This is a genomic window from Rhodococcus sp. IEGM 1241, assembly GCF_033142365.1.
Taxonomy (GTDB): Bacteria; Actinomycetota; Actinomycetes; order Mycobacteriales; family Mycobacteriaceae; genus Rhodococcus_F; species Rhodococcus_F erythropolis.
Map to the genome: position 1 here is coordinate 1,068,968 of NZ_JAWLSE010000001.1, position 13,846 is coordinate 1,082,813.

The window sequence follows — 13,846 nt, forward strand, 5'->3', positions numbered from 1 at the left end:
CGTCACATTTCTTTCTCGAGGAGCAGTAATGGCAAACATGAACAGGCGCGGATTTCTGAGCCTCGGCGGTGCAATCGCCGCCGGCGCAGCACTGACCGCGTGCGCGGGATCCGGTGGTTCCAGCGCTGATGCTGCGGGAACATCCGGTGCGTCGGGTGAGTCCAACACCATCACCTTCTGGTCGAACCACCCGGGTAAGTCCACCGACGTGGAGAAGGAATTGATCAACCGCTTCCAGACCAAGTACCCGGACTTGAAGGTCAACTTGGTGGACGGCGGCAAGAACTACGAAGAGGTGGCGCAGAAGTTCAACGCTGCTCTCTCCGGCGGAGATGTTCCCGATGTGGTTGTGCTGTCGGATGTCTGGTGGTTCAACTACGCACTTGCCGGGGCAATCGAGCCGCTCGACGGACTCTTCTCCGAGGTGGGCGTCGACTCGGCCGACTACGTCGACTCGTTGCTCGCCGACTACCTGTTCCAGGGCAAGCACTACGCACTTCCCTATGCGCGGTCGACGCCGTTGTTCTATTACAACAAGGCGGTCTGGTCGCAGGCCGGACTTCCCGACCGTGGGCCTGCAACGTGGCAGGAGTTCGACGAGTGGGGGCCTGAGCTGCAGAAGGTCGTGGGCAACGGCAAGTTGGCACACGGGTGGGGCAACGCGAAGGATTACCTCGGCTGGACCTACGAAGGCCCCATCTGGACCTTCGGCGGATCGTACTCCGACCAGTGGAATTTGCAGCTCGACAACGAGAAGACCATTGCCGCAGGGCAGTTCCTCTCCAGCATGATTCACGACAAGAAGTACGCCGCGGTCTCCACTGACATCGCAAACGAATTCGGTACGGGCATCCTGGCGTCGACCATCGCGTCGACGGGTGACCTGTCCGGCATCAAGAAGACTGCGAACTTCGACTTCGGCACCGCGTTCCTCCCGGCAGTGGACGGAACTCCCGGTTGCCCCACCGGCGGCGCCGGGCTCGCCATCCCGTCCAAGATCTCCGATCAGCGTAAGAAGAACGCGCTCAAGTTCATCGACTTCATCACCAATGGTGAGAACACGGCGTACTTCTCGCAGAACGTCGGCTACATGCCGGTCCGCAAGTCGGCAACGTCGGAGCCGAGCATGAAGGCATTCCTCGACGCGAATCCGAACTCCCGTACCGCTGTGGATCAGCTTTCGCGTACGCGCTCGCAGGACTACGCACGCGTGTTCGTCCCGGGTGGCGATCAGATCATCGGCACCGGACTCGAGCAGATCGCTCTCCAGAAAGCCGACGTCGCATCGACATTCGCCGGCGTTGCCACCCAGTTGCAGCAGATCATCGACCGGCAGATCACCCCAAAGCTGCCGAAGTAGTAGGAGAGAACACTCATGGCCAACGTGCAATTCGCGGGAGTCACGCACCGCTACGAAGGAACCGATCGACCGGCAGTCGACCGTCTCGACCTCGACATCGCCGACGGTGAGTTCCTGGTACTCGTAGGGCCTTCCGGTTGCGGTAAGTCCACCAGCCTGCGAATGCTCGCCGGTCTCGAATCCGCGTCGGACGGCCGGATCGAGATCGGCGGCACGGACGTCACGCATCTCGCGCCGCGAGCACGTGACGTCGCCATGGTGTTTCAGAGTTACGCGCTGTACCCGAACATGACCGTCGAGCAGAACATGGGTTTTGCGCTCCAGAACGCGGGAGTGGGAAAGTCCGAACGGCGCGAGCGGGTACTCGAGGCAGCACGGATGCTTGAACTCGAACCGCTGCTCGGACGTAAACCGGCCAAGCTGTCCGGTGGGCAACGTCAGCGAGTTGCCATGGGTAGGGCCATCGTTCGCCATCCCAAGGTGTTCTGCATGGATGAGCCGCTCAGCAATCTGGACGCCAAACTACGCGTCAGCACGCGGTCGCAGATCGCTGCCTTACAGCGTCGACTCGGCACCACGACGGTCTACGTCACCCACGATCAGGTCGAGGCGATGACGATGGGGGACCGGGTGGCGGTGATGCTGGACGGTCGTTTGCAGCAGGTGGCGAAGCCGCGGGAACTTTACGACAACCCCGTCAACACCTTTGTGGCCGCCTTCATCGGATCGCCCGGCATGAACCTGATCGAAGCGCCGGTCGAGGGTACTGTCGCAGTGCTCGGTGACCTGCGGATTCCGCTGCCCACCGGGGCGTCCGAGCGGGAGCGGGTCGTAGTGGGAGTGCGCCCCGAGTCGTGGGATCTGGTGGGAGCGTGGCGAAAGGGCTCGCTGGCCGTGGATGCCGACCTGCTTGAAGAGCTGGGCGCCGAATCGTTCGTCTATGCAAAGGGTGCCCCGGATTCGCAGTGGCAGAGTCGATCCGGCCGAATTGTCATTCGCGTCGATCGGAAGATGTCGGTGGCACCGGGGGAGTCGCTTCATCTGCTGCCCAAGGCCGGCGAGGTGTACTTCTTTTCCGCGGAGACCGGGGTACGTCTGTAGCGATACTGTGTGCGGCATGACCGTCGCACGTTCGCTCTTGCTGTTCGTACTCGCCGCGCTGCTCGAGATCGGGGGCGCGTGGTTGGTGTGGCAGGGAATTCGCGAGCACAAGGGCTGGATCTGGGTAGGGCTCGGCGTCATCTCGCTCGGTCTCTACGGTCTGGTCGCGACCATGCAACCCGATGCGAACTTCGGGCGCATCCTCGCCGCGTACGGCGGGATTTTCGTAGCGGGTTCACTGCTGTGGGCGGTGGTGATGGACGGATTCCGCCCGGATCGTTTCGACATCGCCGGTGCGCTGATCTGTCTGGTCGGCGTCGGGGTGATCATGTACGCCCGGTAGGGCCTTCGGCCCCGTGCGCGCTCAGGGAGTCCAGGGGGTCCTCGAGCGCGCACAGGGGCTTGCCCTTGCTACCAGATCTTCACACGCTTCTCCGGCTCCAAATACAGTGCGTCACCGGGCTTGACGTCGAACTCCTCGTGGAACGTGTCGAGGTTGCGGACGACGCCGTTGCACCGGAACTCCGGCGGCGAGTGGGGGTCGACGGCCAGACGGCGAAGCGCTTCGGCCTCACGGGCCTTCGTGCGCCATACCTGCGCCCACCCGAAGAACACGCGCTGCAGACCGGTGAGTCCGTCGATGACCGGAGGTTCGGTACCTTCGGTCGCGATCTTGTACGCCGCGATCGCGATCGACAGCCCGCCGAGATCGCCGATGTTCTCGCCGATCGTGAATTCACCGTTGACGTGGTGGCCCGGCAGTTCCTTGGGCTCGAACTCGTTGTACTGCTCGATGAGAGCCTTTGTGCGCTTGCCGAATTCGCTACGATCCTCGTCGGTCCACCAGTCGACCATGTTGCCGTCGCCGTCGTACTTGGCGCCCTGATCGTCGAAGCCGTGCCCGATCTCGTGGCCGATGACGGCGCCGATACCCCCGTAGTTGGCGGCATCGTCGGCTGCGGCGTCGAAGAACGGCGGCTGGAGAATGGCTGCGGGGAACACGATTTCGTTCATGCCCGGGTTGTAGTAGGCGTTGACGGTCTGCGGCGTCATGAACCACTCGTCACGGTCCACGGGGCCACCCAGCTTGGCCAGGTCACGGTCGTACTCGGCGGCGTATCCACGACGGTAGTTGCCCACCAGGTCGGTAGCCGAGATATCGAGACCGGCGTAGTCACGCCACTTGTCGGGGTAACCGATCTTCGGGGTGAACTTCTCGAGCTTGGCCAACGCGGCCTCACGAGTCTGCGGGCTCATCCACTCGAGGTCGGAGATGTTGCGGCGGTACGCCTCCTGCAGGTTGGCGACCAGTTCCAGCATGCGGGTCTTCGCCTCAGCGGGGAAGTGACGGTCGACGTAGAGCTTGCCGACGGCCTCGCCGAGCAGATCTTGCACCAGGCTGACTCCGCGCTTCCAGCGCTCACGGTTCTCTTCGGTACCCGAGAGCGTGGTTCCGTAGAAAGCGAAGGTCTCGTCGACCAGCGCCGAATGCAGGTAGGGGGAGCGAGCGTGCAGCACCTTCCACGCTGCCCATGCCTTCCAGTCGTCGAGTGACTCCGACGCCCAGAGTGCGGTGAAGGTGTGCAGGAAATCGGGCTGACGGACCACGATCTCGGCGAACTTCTCCGAATCGGCGCCGAGACCGGACAACCATGCCGCCCAGTCCAAACCGGGGTTCTGCTCGGTCAGTTCCTCGAAGCCCACGAGGTTGTAACTCAGATCTGCGTCACGACGCTTGACGACGTCCCAATGCCCGGCCGCGATCTTCTTCTCGAGTTCGAACACACGCTGTGCGTCGTAGCCGACGCCGGCGAGGGTGAACATCTTGTCGATGTGCGCGACGTACTTCTCGCGGATCTCCGCGTAGTTGTCCTCGCGGTAGTACGACTCGTCGGGCAGGCTGATTCCCGACTGGCTGAAGTGGATCAGGTACCGCTCGGAATTCTTGGCATCGGTGTCGACGTAATGCGAGATGGCACCGCCGACGCCGACGCGCTGGTGGCGTCCGATCACGGTGGCCAACGACGACCGGTCCGGCGCATCGGCGACGGCGTCCAGTTCGTCGTCGATGGGGCTGAGGCCCGCGGCCTCCACGGCGTCGGCGTCCATGAAGCTCGAGTACAGGTCGCCGATGCGCTGTGCATCGGTACCGGCGGCAGAGTTGGACTCCGCGGCTTCGGTGATGATGGTCTGTACGTCTTCTTCGGCCTTGTCGTAGAGCGTCCGGAAGGCCCCGTCGACTGCGCGGTCTGCCGGAATCTCGTATTCGGCGAGCCATTTTCCGTTGACGTGGACGAACAGATCGTCCTGCGCCCGTGTGTCGCCGTCGAGGTGGGTGAGGTCGATGCCTGAGCGATGAGCCGTGGTCATTTCTCCATCCTTACACGATCATGACGAACTGCTCGGTGTGTGCGTGATCGCTCCACACCCCAGTTCATCTCTTGTGCTGGGCAACGTAGGTACCGCATGGCACGATCGAATACGTGACCAGCAGACCTGCCGCAGATCCGCACCTGCAGGACCTCGCGCGACTACGACGCGTGCGTGACCGTATCGACCGGGAGTACGCGCGGCCTCTGGACGTGGAGGCGCTCGCGCGGGGAGTGAACATGTCTGCGGGGCATCTCAGTCGCCAATTCCGTCAGGCGTACGGCGAACCGCCGTACGCATACCTGATGACCAGGCGAATCGAGCGCGCAATGGCGTTGCTGCGCCGCGGAGATCTCAGTGTCACGGACGTCTGCTTCGAAGTCGGCTGCAGCTCTCTCGGCACTTTCAGCAGTAAGTTCACCGAATTGGTAGGGGTCCCGCCCAGCGTCTATCGGCGCGAGGCCGAACAGTCGACGGCCGGAATGCCGTCCTGTGTGTCCAAACAAGTCACCAGACCGATCAGGAATCGAGAAGCGCAGAACCCACAACCGCAATTAACGTGATCGCCATGGACATCACCATTCACTCGAGTTTCCTTCCGCAGGACGACCCTGACGCCGCCCTGAACTTCTACCGCGACACCCTCGGCTTCGAGGTGCGCAACGACGTCGGATACGACGGGATGCGTTGGATCACGGTGGGGCCGCCCGGCCAGCCCGGCACCTCCATCGTGTTGCATCCGCCGGCCGTCGATCCCGGAATCACCGACGACGAGCGCCGCACCATCATCGAGATGATGGCCAAGGGCACGTACGGCGGACTTCTTCTGGCCACCAAAGATCTGGACGATACGTTCGAGCGGCTTCAGGCCGGCGACATCGACGTCGTCCAGGAACCGACCGAGCAGCCGTACGGCGTTCGCGATTGCGCCGTCCGCGACCCAGCGGGAAACCTGATCCGTATTCAAGAACTGCGCTGAGCCCGTCAACTGCGCTGAGCCCGTCAACTGCGCTGAGCCCGTCAACTGCGCTGAGACCGTCGGCGATCGACTGACAGATGGAGACACGATGACTGCCCTGCACACTGCAGACAGCCACGATTTGATCCGCGTGCAAGGCGCGCGGGTGAACAATCTCGAAGACATCAGCGTCGAGATCCCGAAGCGGAGGCTGACGGTATTCACCGGCGTCTCCGGTTCGGGAAAGAGCTCGCTGGTGTTCAGTACGATCGCCGCGGAATCGCAGCGGATGATCAACGAGACCTACAGCGCTTTCGTTCAAGGATTCATGCCGACGCTCGCGCGGCCGGACGTCGATGTTCTCGACGGCCTGACCACCGCGATCATCGTCGATCAACAGCGGATGGGCGTCGACCCGCGCTCGACAGTCGGAACCGCCACCGACGCCAACGCGATGCTCCGCATCTTGTTCAGCCGTCTCGGAAAGCCTCACATCGGTTCGCCTCAGGCGTTTTCGTTCAACGTGGCCTCGATCTCCGGAGCAGGCGCGGTCACGATGGAACGCGGCGGACGTCAGACGAAAGAGCGTCGTAGCTTCAAGATCACCGGCGGCATGTGTCCGCGATGTGAGGGACGAGGGGCGGTCAACGATTTCGATCTGACCGCGTTGTACGACGACACCAAGTCGCTCAACGAGAGTGCGATCACGGTCCCCGGCTACAGCATGGAGGGTTGGTACGGCCGGATCTACCGCGGCTGCGGTTTCTTCGATCCCGACAAGCCGATCAAGAAGTACACCAAGAAGGAACTGAACGATCTGCTCTACAAAGAGCCGACCAAGATCAAGGTCGAAGGCATCAACCTGACGTACACGGGTCTGATTCCGCAGATTCAGAAGTCGTTCCTCGCCAAGGACGTCGACGCGATGCAGCCCCACATCCGGGCATTCGTCGAGCGGGCGATCACGTTCACCACCTGCCCTGAATGTGACGGGACGCGACTGAGCGAGGGCGCGCGGTCGTCGAAGATCAAGGGCGTCAACATCGCCGACGCCTGCTCGATGCAGATCAGCGATCTCGCGGAATGGGTCAGCGGTCTGAAGGAACCATCGGTCGCGCCTTTGCTCACGACGCTCGGCGAAACGCTCGACTCCTTCGTGGAGATCGGACTCGGCTACCTCAGTCTCGACCGTCCGTCGGGAACGCTGTCCGGTGGTGAAGCTCAACGCACCAAGATGATTCGGCACCTGGGTTCCTCGCTCACCGACATCACGTATGTATTCGACGAGCCCACTACCGGCCTGCATCCGCACGACATCGCGAGGATGAACGATCTTCTGCTGCGCCTGCGGGACAAGGGCAACACCGTGCTCGTTGTCGAGCACAAGCCGGAGACGATCGTGATCGCCGATCACATCGTCGACCTCGGGCCAGGCGCGGGTAGCGCCGGCGGAAACGTCTGCTTCGAGGGCACAGTCGATGGCTTGCGAGCCAGCGATACGGTCACCGGGCGTCACTTCGACGACCGGGCCGCCCTCAAGGAGACCGTGCGGGAGTCCACCGGAGCAATCGAGATTCGTGGAGCGAACTCACACAACCTCCAAGATGTAGACGTCGACGTACCTCTCGGCGTACTGGTCGTGGTGACTGGTGTGGCCGGATCGGGTAAGAGTTCGCTGATCCACGGCTCGCTCGCGAAACGCGAGGACGTGGTGTCGGTCGATCAGAGTGCGATCCGCGGCTCGCGTCGGAGCAACCCGGCAACGTACACCGGGCTGCTCGACCCGATCCGCAAGGCATTCGCGAAGGCCAACGGCGTGAAGCCGGCGCTCTTCAGTGCCAACTCCGAAGGTGCCTGCCCGACGTGCAACGGCAACGGCGTCATCTACAGCGACCTGGCGATGATGGCCGGCGTTGCCACTCTCTGCGAGGAGTGCGAAGGCAAGCGCTTCCAGGCGGAAGTTCTCGAATACAAATTCGGTGGCAAGGACATCAACGAGGTTCTCACGATGTCGGTGGCCGAGGCCGAGGAGTTCTTCGGCGACGGTGAGGCCAAGACCCTCGCTGCGCACAAGATCCTCGTACGACTGGTCGACGTTGGGCTCGGGTACCTCACGATCGGCCAGCCGCTGACGACGCTGTCCGGCGGTGAACGACAGCGAATCAAGCTGGCGACGCACCTGGGCGAGAAGGGTGGCGTGTACGTCCTCGACGAGCCGACCACCGGACTGCACCTGGCCGACGTCGAGCAGTTGCTCGGCCTGCTCGATCGACTCGTCGATTCCGGTAAGTCGGTCATCGTCATCGAGCACCACCAGGCCGTGATGGCACACGCCGACTGGATCATCGACCTCGGCCCTGGAGCCGGTCACGACGGCGGTCGGATCGTCTTCGAAGGCACTCCCGAGGAGCTCGTCGCCGACGGCTCCACCCTCACCGGAAAGCACCTCGCGGCATACGTCGGCGGCTGAGTCGGCTCCTACCTCAGGCGTCGATACCCAGGTTGATGACGGCGAGGTAGGAACCGTCCGACTGCTTCTCGACGGTCATGAGGCCGGTGTCGTCGTAGATGCCGTCACTGGCGTTGTTCGTGTTGTTCTCGCGACCGGTGTGCTCGCTGTACGGGGACTGCGAGTACACCTCGTCGAGAAGGGTCTCGTCGAAGAAGGTCTGCGACGTGAGGACCGTCTTCTTGTCGATGTGCACCTTGACGTGAATGTGGGTGGTGCGGCCCATGTACCAGCCGGGAAAGATCGTGGTGAACTGGGCGATGCCGTTTGCATCGGTGGTCTGGGCGCCGCGCAGGTAGGTGCCGTCGTCGGTGGTGGTGGCTTCGGTGTCGCCGACGCTGTACGAACCGTCGGAGGTCTCGCCGGAACCACCCATGCCGCCGCCCATTCCCCCGGGGGCGCCTGACGGAGGTTCGCCCATTCCACCTCCGGGTGTACCTGACGGAGGTTCACCCATCCCGCCGGCCGGGGGAGTTCCGCCACCGCCACCGCCGCCGCCGTTGGCGCTCAGCGAACCGGATTCGAAGCCGGAGTACACGCCGCCGGCGTCGCAGTGCCAGATCTCGACGACGGCGTTGGAGACCGCGCCGATGCTGCCGTCGACGTTGCACTGGCTGTTGTCCTGCACGCGCATTGCCACCTGCAGTGTGGTGCCCGGACGGTCCTCGCGGATGTCGCCGCGAATGGCGTCGACGTCGAACCAGTAGGGGCCCTGTGTCTCTTCCTTGCTCATGACGCACTGCGGTGCTTTGGCCAGAAGTGCGGTGACGGCATCGCCGGACGTGGCCGCTGCGGAAGCGCCGGAAGTGGTTGTCGCCGATGCAGCCGCGGCCGAAGTTGTCGTGGCGGTGCCACTGTTACCGGAACAGGCTGCGATGAGCCCGCCGAGACTGATGGTTCCGCCGAGAGCGAGGGCCCGTCGACGGCTCACGCGTAGCCTGCTCGCTTCGATGTCTTTGTTCACGCCGCTGTACCTCCATTGTGTGGGCTGTTGTCTCAATGGTGGACGGGCGACCTGGTGCGGAACTGGTTATCCGCTGTGAACTTGCTGGGAGAGCATCTGGATGCTCGAGGTGGCCCGTACGTAGACCTGCCCGCCGGCGTCGACGATGCGAGTTTCGATCAGGGCGAGCCTGCGCCCGGCGCGAATCACGGAGGCTTCGGCGCGCAAGACCGGCCCACCGATGTCGGGTGAGCGCAGGAAGTCGATCTTGTGGTCGAGGACGCGATAGTCCTGATCGGCGCTGGTCAGGGTCTGTGCTGCCAGTCCCGTAACGGCGTCGACTGCCGAGATGAGGACACCGCCCTGCACGGCGCCCAGCGGGTTGGCCATCCAGGCGACGGGTGCGAACTCCCCGACGACGGAACCTGGCGTCACGTCGACGACAGCAAGATCGAGTAGTCCGGCGAGCGGTCCGCGTTCGAGCGTGCCGCCTCGGATACCTTCGACGACGTCGGACCCCGACAACCCACTCAGGTTGCTCGTTTTCTCCGGCGTCGGGACCGGTAGCGGCTCACCGTCCACGTAGTCGTCGATTCCGACGACGGGTGGACGCGAGACCACCATTGCGCGGCCGGCCATCACGGCCAGCAGGGTGCCGTTCTCGTCGCGAAGTTGACCGGACGCGAGCCCGACGCCGTCGTCGAGATGCACGAGCGTGCCGGTGGCGCCGACGTCTGCGAGAGCGGGAATGTCGGCGCCCGCGCTGACCGTGACCTGCGCGAGCACGGATTGATGGCCCGAGGTCAGTCCCGAGTACACCGCGCCGCCCATGGCACCGTCGATCATGACGCCGATGGAACCGAGCACCGTCTTGCCACGGTGATCGTGGAAGCGCGGGCCGACTGCCTGCGCGAAGGCCAAGTCGCCAGGCACGACCGATACGGCGCGCACACCCATCAAGGTGTTGAGGGGGTCAAGTTGCGTGACGGGTGCGGCGGAGTTGTCGATGCTCATCCGTCGAGTATCTCCAGCGCACCCAGTCCTGCCGAGACCGGGTCTCAACCACCGATACGTGAATGCATCTCCCAGACGAGGACTTCCGCCCCGGCGTCGGAGGTCAGTTGCTGCCCACCCGAATCGCTCAACCGGACGGCATCACCCTCGTACAGTGTGCCCACGCCCTCCATCTCGGCAGTGCCCTGCGCAACGAAGACGTGCAGGAACGGTGCGCTGGGAAGATTCACGGAGGTGCCGGGCAGAATCCGCGCGACGTGCATGGCGGCGTTCTTGTTGTTGATGCGAATCGCCGAATGATCCTTGTAGCGCTCCATTCCGGAGGCCACCGGGATCAGACCGCCGCGCAGCAGTTCGTCGTCGATCTCGAGTTGTTCGTAGCCGGGAGTCAGTCCACCTTCGTCCGGTACCACCCACATCTGGATGAAATGCACGGGGTCGGAATGCTGTTCGCCGCCAATACGCCACGAATCGTTCTTCTCGCTGTGCATGATTCCGGTACCGGCGCTCATGCGCTGGGCGAGGCCTGGATAGATGACGCCGGTGTGGCCGATGGAATCCTGGTGCACGAGCGAACCGCGAAGTACCCACGTCACGATTTCCATGTCCTTGTGCGGATGGGTATCGAAACCGGTTCCCGCCAGTACGGTGTCGTCGTTGTTGACGAGCAGCAATCCGTGATGAGTGTTGTCCGGATCGTAATGCTGTCCGAACGAGAACGAATGTTTCGAATCCAGCCAGGAGACGCGGGATTTCAAGCGATCACCGGAGCGGTGCACATCGATGTGCGGTGTCGTCCGTGGGGCCTGTGCTCGACCAGATGCCATGGCTCCTCCTTCTGTGCCACCGGGATCCATCACTACCGGATCCACCACTACCGGCATCCACCCTACGACGAACCTGCTGTGTAGTCCGAACATTGGGCGTACTCGGTGGTGTCGTCAGTTCGTCGACGCGTGCATCTCCCACACGAGTATCTCCGCATCGTCGATTCCCTCGACTCGTTGACCGCCAGTGTCCTTGAGTCGCAACGAATCTCCTGGTCCCAGCAATCCGACTCCCTCGACGTCGACAGTGCCGCTGGCGATGAACCCGTGCACGTACGGCGCATCCGGAAGAGATACCGACCCGCCGGTCTCGAGGCGAGCAACATGTAGTGCCGCATGTTTGTTGTGCAGGCCGATGGCGCTGTGACCGCGATGCGCAGGCATCCCCGATGCCAGGGTGATCAGGCCACCGCTGTCGAGTTCGGAGTTGATGTCGAGTTCCTGATAGCTCGGGGTCACTCCGGATTCGTCCGGCGGTATCCACATCTGAACGACGTGAACGGGTTCGGTGACGCGTGAGCCGTCGGCCCGGAAGCGATCGTTGCGCTCGGAGTGCAGGATTCCGGTACCGGCGCTCATTCTCTGCGCGAGTCCGCGATGGATGACGCCGGAGTGCCCAGCGGAATCCTGGTGAACCAGAGATCCGCTGAGCACCCACGTCACGATCTCGGTATCGCGGTGCTGATGAGTGTCGAAACCGGAGCCGGCTTCGATGATGTCGTCGTTGTTCACCAACAGAAGTCCGTGCGCGTACGCGGCGTGATCGAAGTTTCCGGCGAAGGGGAAACTGTGACGCGCGGTGAGCCAGCCGTAGTTGAGGTGCGCACGTTCGGCTGCTCGTTGGACGACCACCGACGACATGTCAGCTCAGCTTTTCGTGTGCTGCCGGGATGGATCCGAGGCGTCCGGCCTGGAAGTCCTCGAAGGCCTGCATGACCTCGGACTTGGTGTTCATGACGAACGGCCCGGCCATCGCGATGGGCTCACGAATCGGTTTGCCACCGAGGATGAATACCTCGAGGGATTCGGTCCGCGAATCCTGGCGATCGGAAGCGGCGACGGTGATGGAGTCACCGCGTCCGAAGACAGCCGTCTGCCCTACTCGAATGGGTCGACGCTCGGCTCCGACCGTTCCTTCGCCGGCGAGCACGTAGACGATGGCGTTGAACTCGGGGTTCCAGGGCAGAGTCAGGCTCGCACCCGGGGCAATAGTGGTGTGGGAGAGCGCGATGGGTGTGTACGTCGATCCGGGTCCGGCGTGGCCGGCGATGTCTCCGGCGATGACGCGCACCAAGGCTCCGCCGTCCGGCGAGGAAAGCAGGGCCACCTTGTTGCCCGTGATGTCCTGGTACCGCGGAGATGCCATCTTGTTGTCGCGAGGCAGGTTGACCCACAGTTGGACGCCGTGGAACAGGCCGCCGCTGAGGACGAGGTGCTCCGGCGGAGTTTCGATGTGAAGGATGCCGCCACCCGCGGTCATCCACTGGGTGTCGCCGCCGCCGATTACACCGCCGCCACCGTTGGAGTCCTGGTGCTCCATGATGCCGTCGATCATGTAGGTGACGGTTTCGAAGCCGCGGTGCGGGTGCCACGGAGTGCCCTTGGGCTCTCCGGGTGCGTAGTTGACTTCGCCCATCTGGTCCATGTGGATGAACGGGTCGAGGGCGGAGAGGTCGATGCCGGCGAACGCGCGGTGGACGGGAAAGCCTTCACCTTCGTATCCGACCGGTGCGGTGGTGATGCTCTTGACGGGGCGGTCGACTGCTGACTCTGCCGGCTCGTCGAGGCGGGGCAGGGCCAAGATGTTCTCGACTGTCACAGCAGGCATGTCGTACTCCTTGTATCCGTGAAGCTGATGTCAGGTAGTTGATTGTTCAACTATCTCATTCGGAGTCAACAAAGTCGAGCCCCGGGTATTCCCGGGGCTCGACTGGTGTTCGGATCAGCCTGTTGTCTGGATCAGCCCAACATGCTGCCGAGGGTTTTTGCCGCTGCCATGACCTCGGCGCCCAGGGCTGCTTGATCCTCGGAGTCGAACACGGAGATTCCGAGGCTGGAGATGGCGTCGCGGCGTCTGCCGGGGATGACTGCCGAGATTCCCAGGACGGACGGGATGACCTCCCCGACGGTCACTGCGTAACCCCGTGCGCGGGCCGCCGTCACTTCCTCTCGTTCCCCGCTCACCGGTGGGAGTGAGGCAAGAATGGAAAGCCCGGCGGAGCCGCGGTCGATCGGATCAACCTGCCCTGGATGAAACGCGACGTGAACCTTGGCGCTGCGCGGTTCGACCACCATCAGTGCGCGCACTTCGGTGTCGCTCTCGCGGACCACCAGGTGTGCTGTCGCCTCGGTGGCCTCGGCAAGTTCTTGAAGTATCGGGCGGGCCAGGGTTCGTAAATCCTGTTCCACCGGTTCGGCGAGGGTGACCAGTCCGGCGCCGAGAGTGACGCGCTTGAAGGAGTCTTTGCGGCACAGGTGATGAGCCTCGAGCGTGCGGATCAACCGATGTGCGACAGTCCGGTGGACTCCCACTCCGTCGGCAATGTCCGTGACTGACAAACCGTGCGGATAGGACGTCAGGAGTTCCAAGATCTCGAGTCCGTGGTGCAGCGTTTTCGACATGCTCGAGTCCACTTGAACTGCGCTTTTGCGCGGTCGGTGTTCCTCGCTCAGCTCTGACATCAAATCCCTTTCTTGACGTTTGTGAGGTATGCCACCTACGCTTTGAACATATCGCACAGTGTGTGCGATTATCGCACACTTT

At 63.1% G+C, this 13,846-nt stretch carries 13 protein-coding genes; 6 read left to right on the plus strand and 7 right to left on the minus strand.

Annotated features, from left to right (window positions below; genetic code table 11):
* Positions 1-28: 28 nt before the first annotated feature.
* From R4P70_RS05125 to R4P70_RS05135, 3 genes are read left to right on the plus strand one after another with little or no spacing between them, the layout of a single operon-like run.
* Complete coding sequence (locus tag R4P70_RS05125) at positions 29-1,360, plus strand: ABC transporter substrate-binding protein (RefSeq protein WP_019745217.1); 1,332 nt, start codon at positions 29-31, stop codon at positions 1,358-1,360.
* Positions 1,361-1,375: 15 nt separating this feature from the next.
* Entirely contained in the window at positions 1,376-2,461 is a 1,086-nt protein-coding gene (locus tag R4P70_RS05130) for an ABC transporter ATP-binding protein (protein ID WP_019745216.1), read from the plus strand.
* 16 nt (positions 2,462-2,477) lie between these two features.
* The gene (locus R4P70_RS05135) at positions 2,478-2,804 is read left to right on the plus strand and encodes a YnfA family protein (protein ID WP_003940244.1); all 327 of its coding nucleotides are present in this window, start codon (positions 2,478-2,480) and stop codon (positions 2,802-2,804) included.
* A 68-nt stretch (positions 2,805-2,872) separates the two neighbouring features.
* On the opposite strand, the gene R4P70_RS05140 is transcribed toward R4P70_RS05135, so the two are convergent.
* Positions 2,873-4,831, minus strand: coding sequence for a M13 family metallopeptidase (locus R4P70_RS05140; RefSeq protein WP_019745215.1), 1,959 nt, complete (start codon positions 4,829-4,831; stop codon positions 2,873-2,875).
* Between the two features lie 113 nt (positions 4,832-4,944).
* Between R4P70_RS05140 and R4P70_RS05145 the strand changes: the two genes are divergently transcribed.
* The 3 genes from R4P70_RS05145 to R4P70_RS05155 all read left to right on the plus strand — a co-directional run bounded on the left by R4P70_RS05145 (position 4,945) and on the right by R4P70_RS05155 (position 8,259).
* The gene (locus R4P70_RS05145) at positions 4,945-5,394 is read left to right on the plus strand and encodes a helix-turn-helix transcriptional regulator (RefSeq protein WP_019745214.1); all 450 of its coding nucleotides are present in this window, start codon (positions 4,945-4,947) and stop codon (positions 5,392-5,394) included.
* Between the two features lie 5 nt (positions 5,395-5,399).
* A complete protein-coding gene (locus R4P70_RS05150) occupies positions 5,400-5,810 on the plus strand; it encodes a VOC family protein (RefSeq protein ID WP_020909044.1) in 411 nt (136 codons plus the stop codon).
* A gap of 88 nt (positions 5,811-5,898) precedes the next feature.
* Positions 5,899-8,259, plus strand: coding sequence for an ATP-binding cassette domain-containing protein (locus R4P70_RS05155; protein ID WP_019745212.1), 2,361 nt, complete (start codon positions 5,899-5,901; stop codon positions 8,257-8,259).
* A gap of 13 nt (positions 8,260-8,272) precedes the next feature.
* On the opposite strand, the gene R4P70_RS05160 is transcribed toward R4P70_RS05155, so the two are convergent.
* The 6 genes from R4P70_RS05160 to R4P70_RS05185 form a co-directional block, all read right to left on the minus strand.
* Positions 8,273-9,262: a protocatechuate dioxygenase gene (locus R4P70_RS05160; RefSeq protein WP_317830481.1), complete on the minus strand. Its 990-nt coding sequence runs from the start codon at positions 9,260-9,262 to the stop codon at positions 8,273-8,275.
* A gap of 66 nt (positions 9,263-9,328) precedes the next feature.
* Positions 9,329-10,255, minus strand: coding sequence for a PaaI family thioesterase (locus tag R4P70_RS05165; RefSeq protein ID WP_047889660.1), 927 nt, complete (start codon positions 10,253-10,255; stop codon positions 9,329-9,331).
* 44 nt (positions 10,256-10,299) lie between these two features.
* Positions 10,300-11,082: a pirin family protein gene (locus tag R4P70_RS05170; RefSeq protein WP_020970714.1), complete on the minus strand. Its 783-nt coding sequence runs from the start codon at positions 11,080-11,082 to the stop codon at positions 10,300-10,302.
* A gap of 114 nt (positions 11,083-11,196) precedes the next feature.
* On the minus strand, positions 11,197-11,943 hold the full coding sequence (locus tag R4P70_RS05175; RefSeq protein ID WP_019745208.1) for a pirin family protein: 747 nt from the start codon (positions 11,941-11,943) through the stop codon (positions 11,197-11,199).
* 1 nt (position 11,944) lies between these two features.
* Positions 11,945-12,910 carry a pirin family protein gene (locus R4P70_RS05180; RefSeq protein ID WP_020970712.1) on the minus strand — a complete coding sequence of 322 codons (966 nt, stop codon included), beginning with the start codon at positions 12,908-12,910 and terminating at the stop codon, positions 11,945-11,947.
* A gap of 131 nt (positions 12,911-13,041) precedes the next feature.
* Positions 13,042-13,764, minus strand: a complete 723-nt coding sequence (locus tag R4P70_RS05185) for an IclR family transcriptional regulator (protein ID WP_317830483.1) — start codon at positions 13,762-13,764, stop codon at positions 13,042-13,044.
* Positions 13,765-13,846 lie beyond the last annotated feature (82 nt).

Coding starts and splice junctions, on each gene's coding strand:
- R4P70_RS05125 (WP_019745217.1), top strand. CDS start 29: ATGGCAAACATGAACAGGCGCGGATTTCTGAGCCTCGGCGGTGCAATC.
- R4P70_RS05130 (WP_019745216.1), top strand. CDS start 1,376: ATGGCCAACGTGCAATTCGCGGGAGTCACGCACCGCTACGAAGGAACC.
- R4P70_RS05135 (WP_003940244.1), top strand. CDS start 2,478: ATGACCGTCGCACGTTCGCTCTTGCTGTTCGTACTCGCCGCGCTGCTC.
- R4P70_RS05140 (WP_019745215.1), bottom strand. CDS start 4,831: ATGACCACGGCTCATCGCTCAGGCATCGACCTCACCCACCTCGACGGC.
- R4P70_RS05150 (WP_020909044.1), top strand. CDS start 5,400: ATGGACATCACCATTCACTCGAGTTTCCTTCCGCAGGACGACCCTGAC.
- R4P70_RS05155 (WP_019745212.1), top strand. CDS start 5,899: ATGACTGCCCTGCACACTGCAGACAGCCACGATTTGATCCGCGTGCAA.
- R4P70_RS05165 (WP_047889660.1), bottom strand. CDS start 10,255: ATGAGCATCGACAACTCCGCCGCACCCGTCACGCAACTTGACCCCCTC.
- R4P70_RS05170 (WP_020970714.1), bottom strand. CDS start 11,082: ATGGCATCTGGTCGAGCACAGGCCCCACGGACGACACCGCACATCGAT.
- R4P70_RS05175 (WP_019745208.1), bottom strand. CDS start 11,943: ATGTCGTCGGTGGTCGTCCAACGAGCAGCCGAACGTGCGCACCTCAAC.
- R4P70_RS05180 (WP_020970712.1), bottom strand. CDS start 12,910: ATGCCTGCTGTGACAGTCGAGAACATCTTGGCCCTGCCCCGCCTCGAC.
- R4P70_RS05185 (WP_317830483.1), bottom strand. CDS start 13,764: ATGTCAGAGCTGAGCGAGGAACACCGACCGCGCAAAAGCGCAGTTCAA.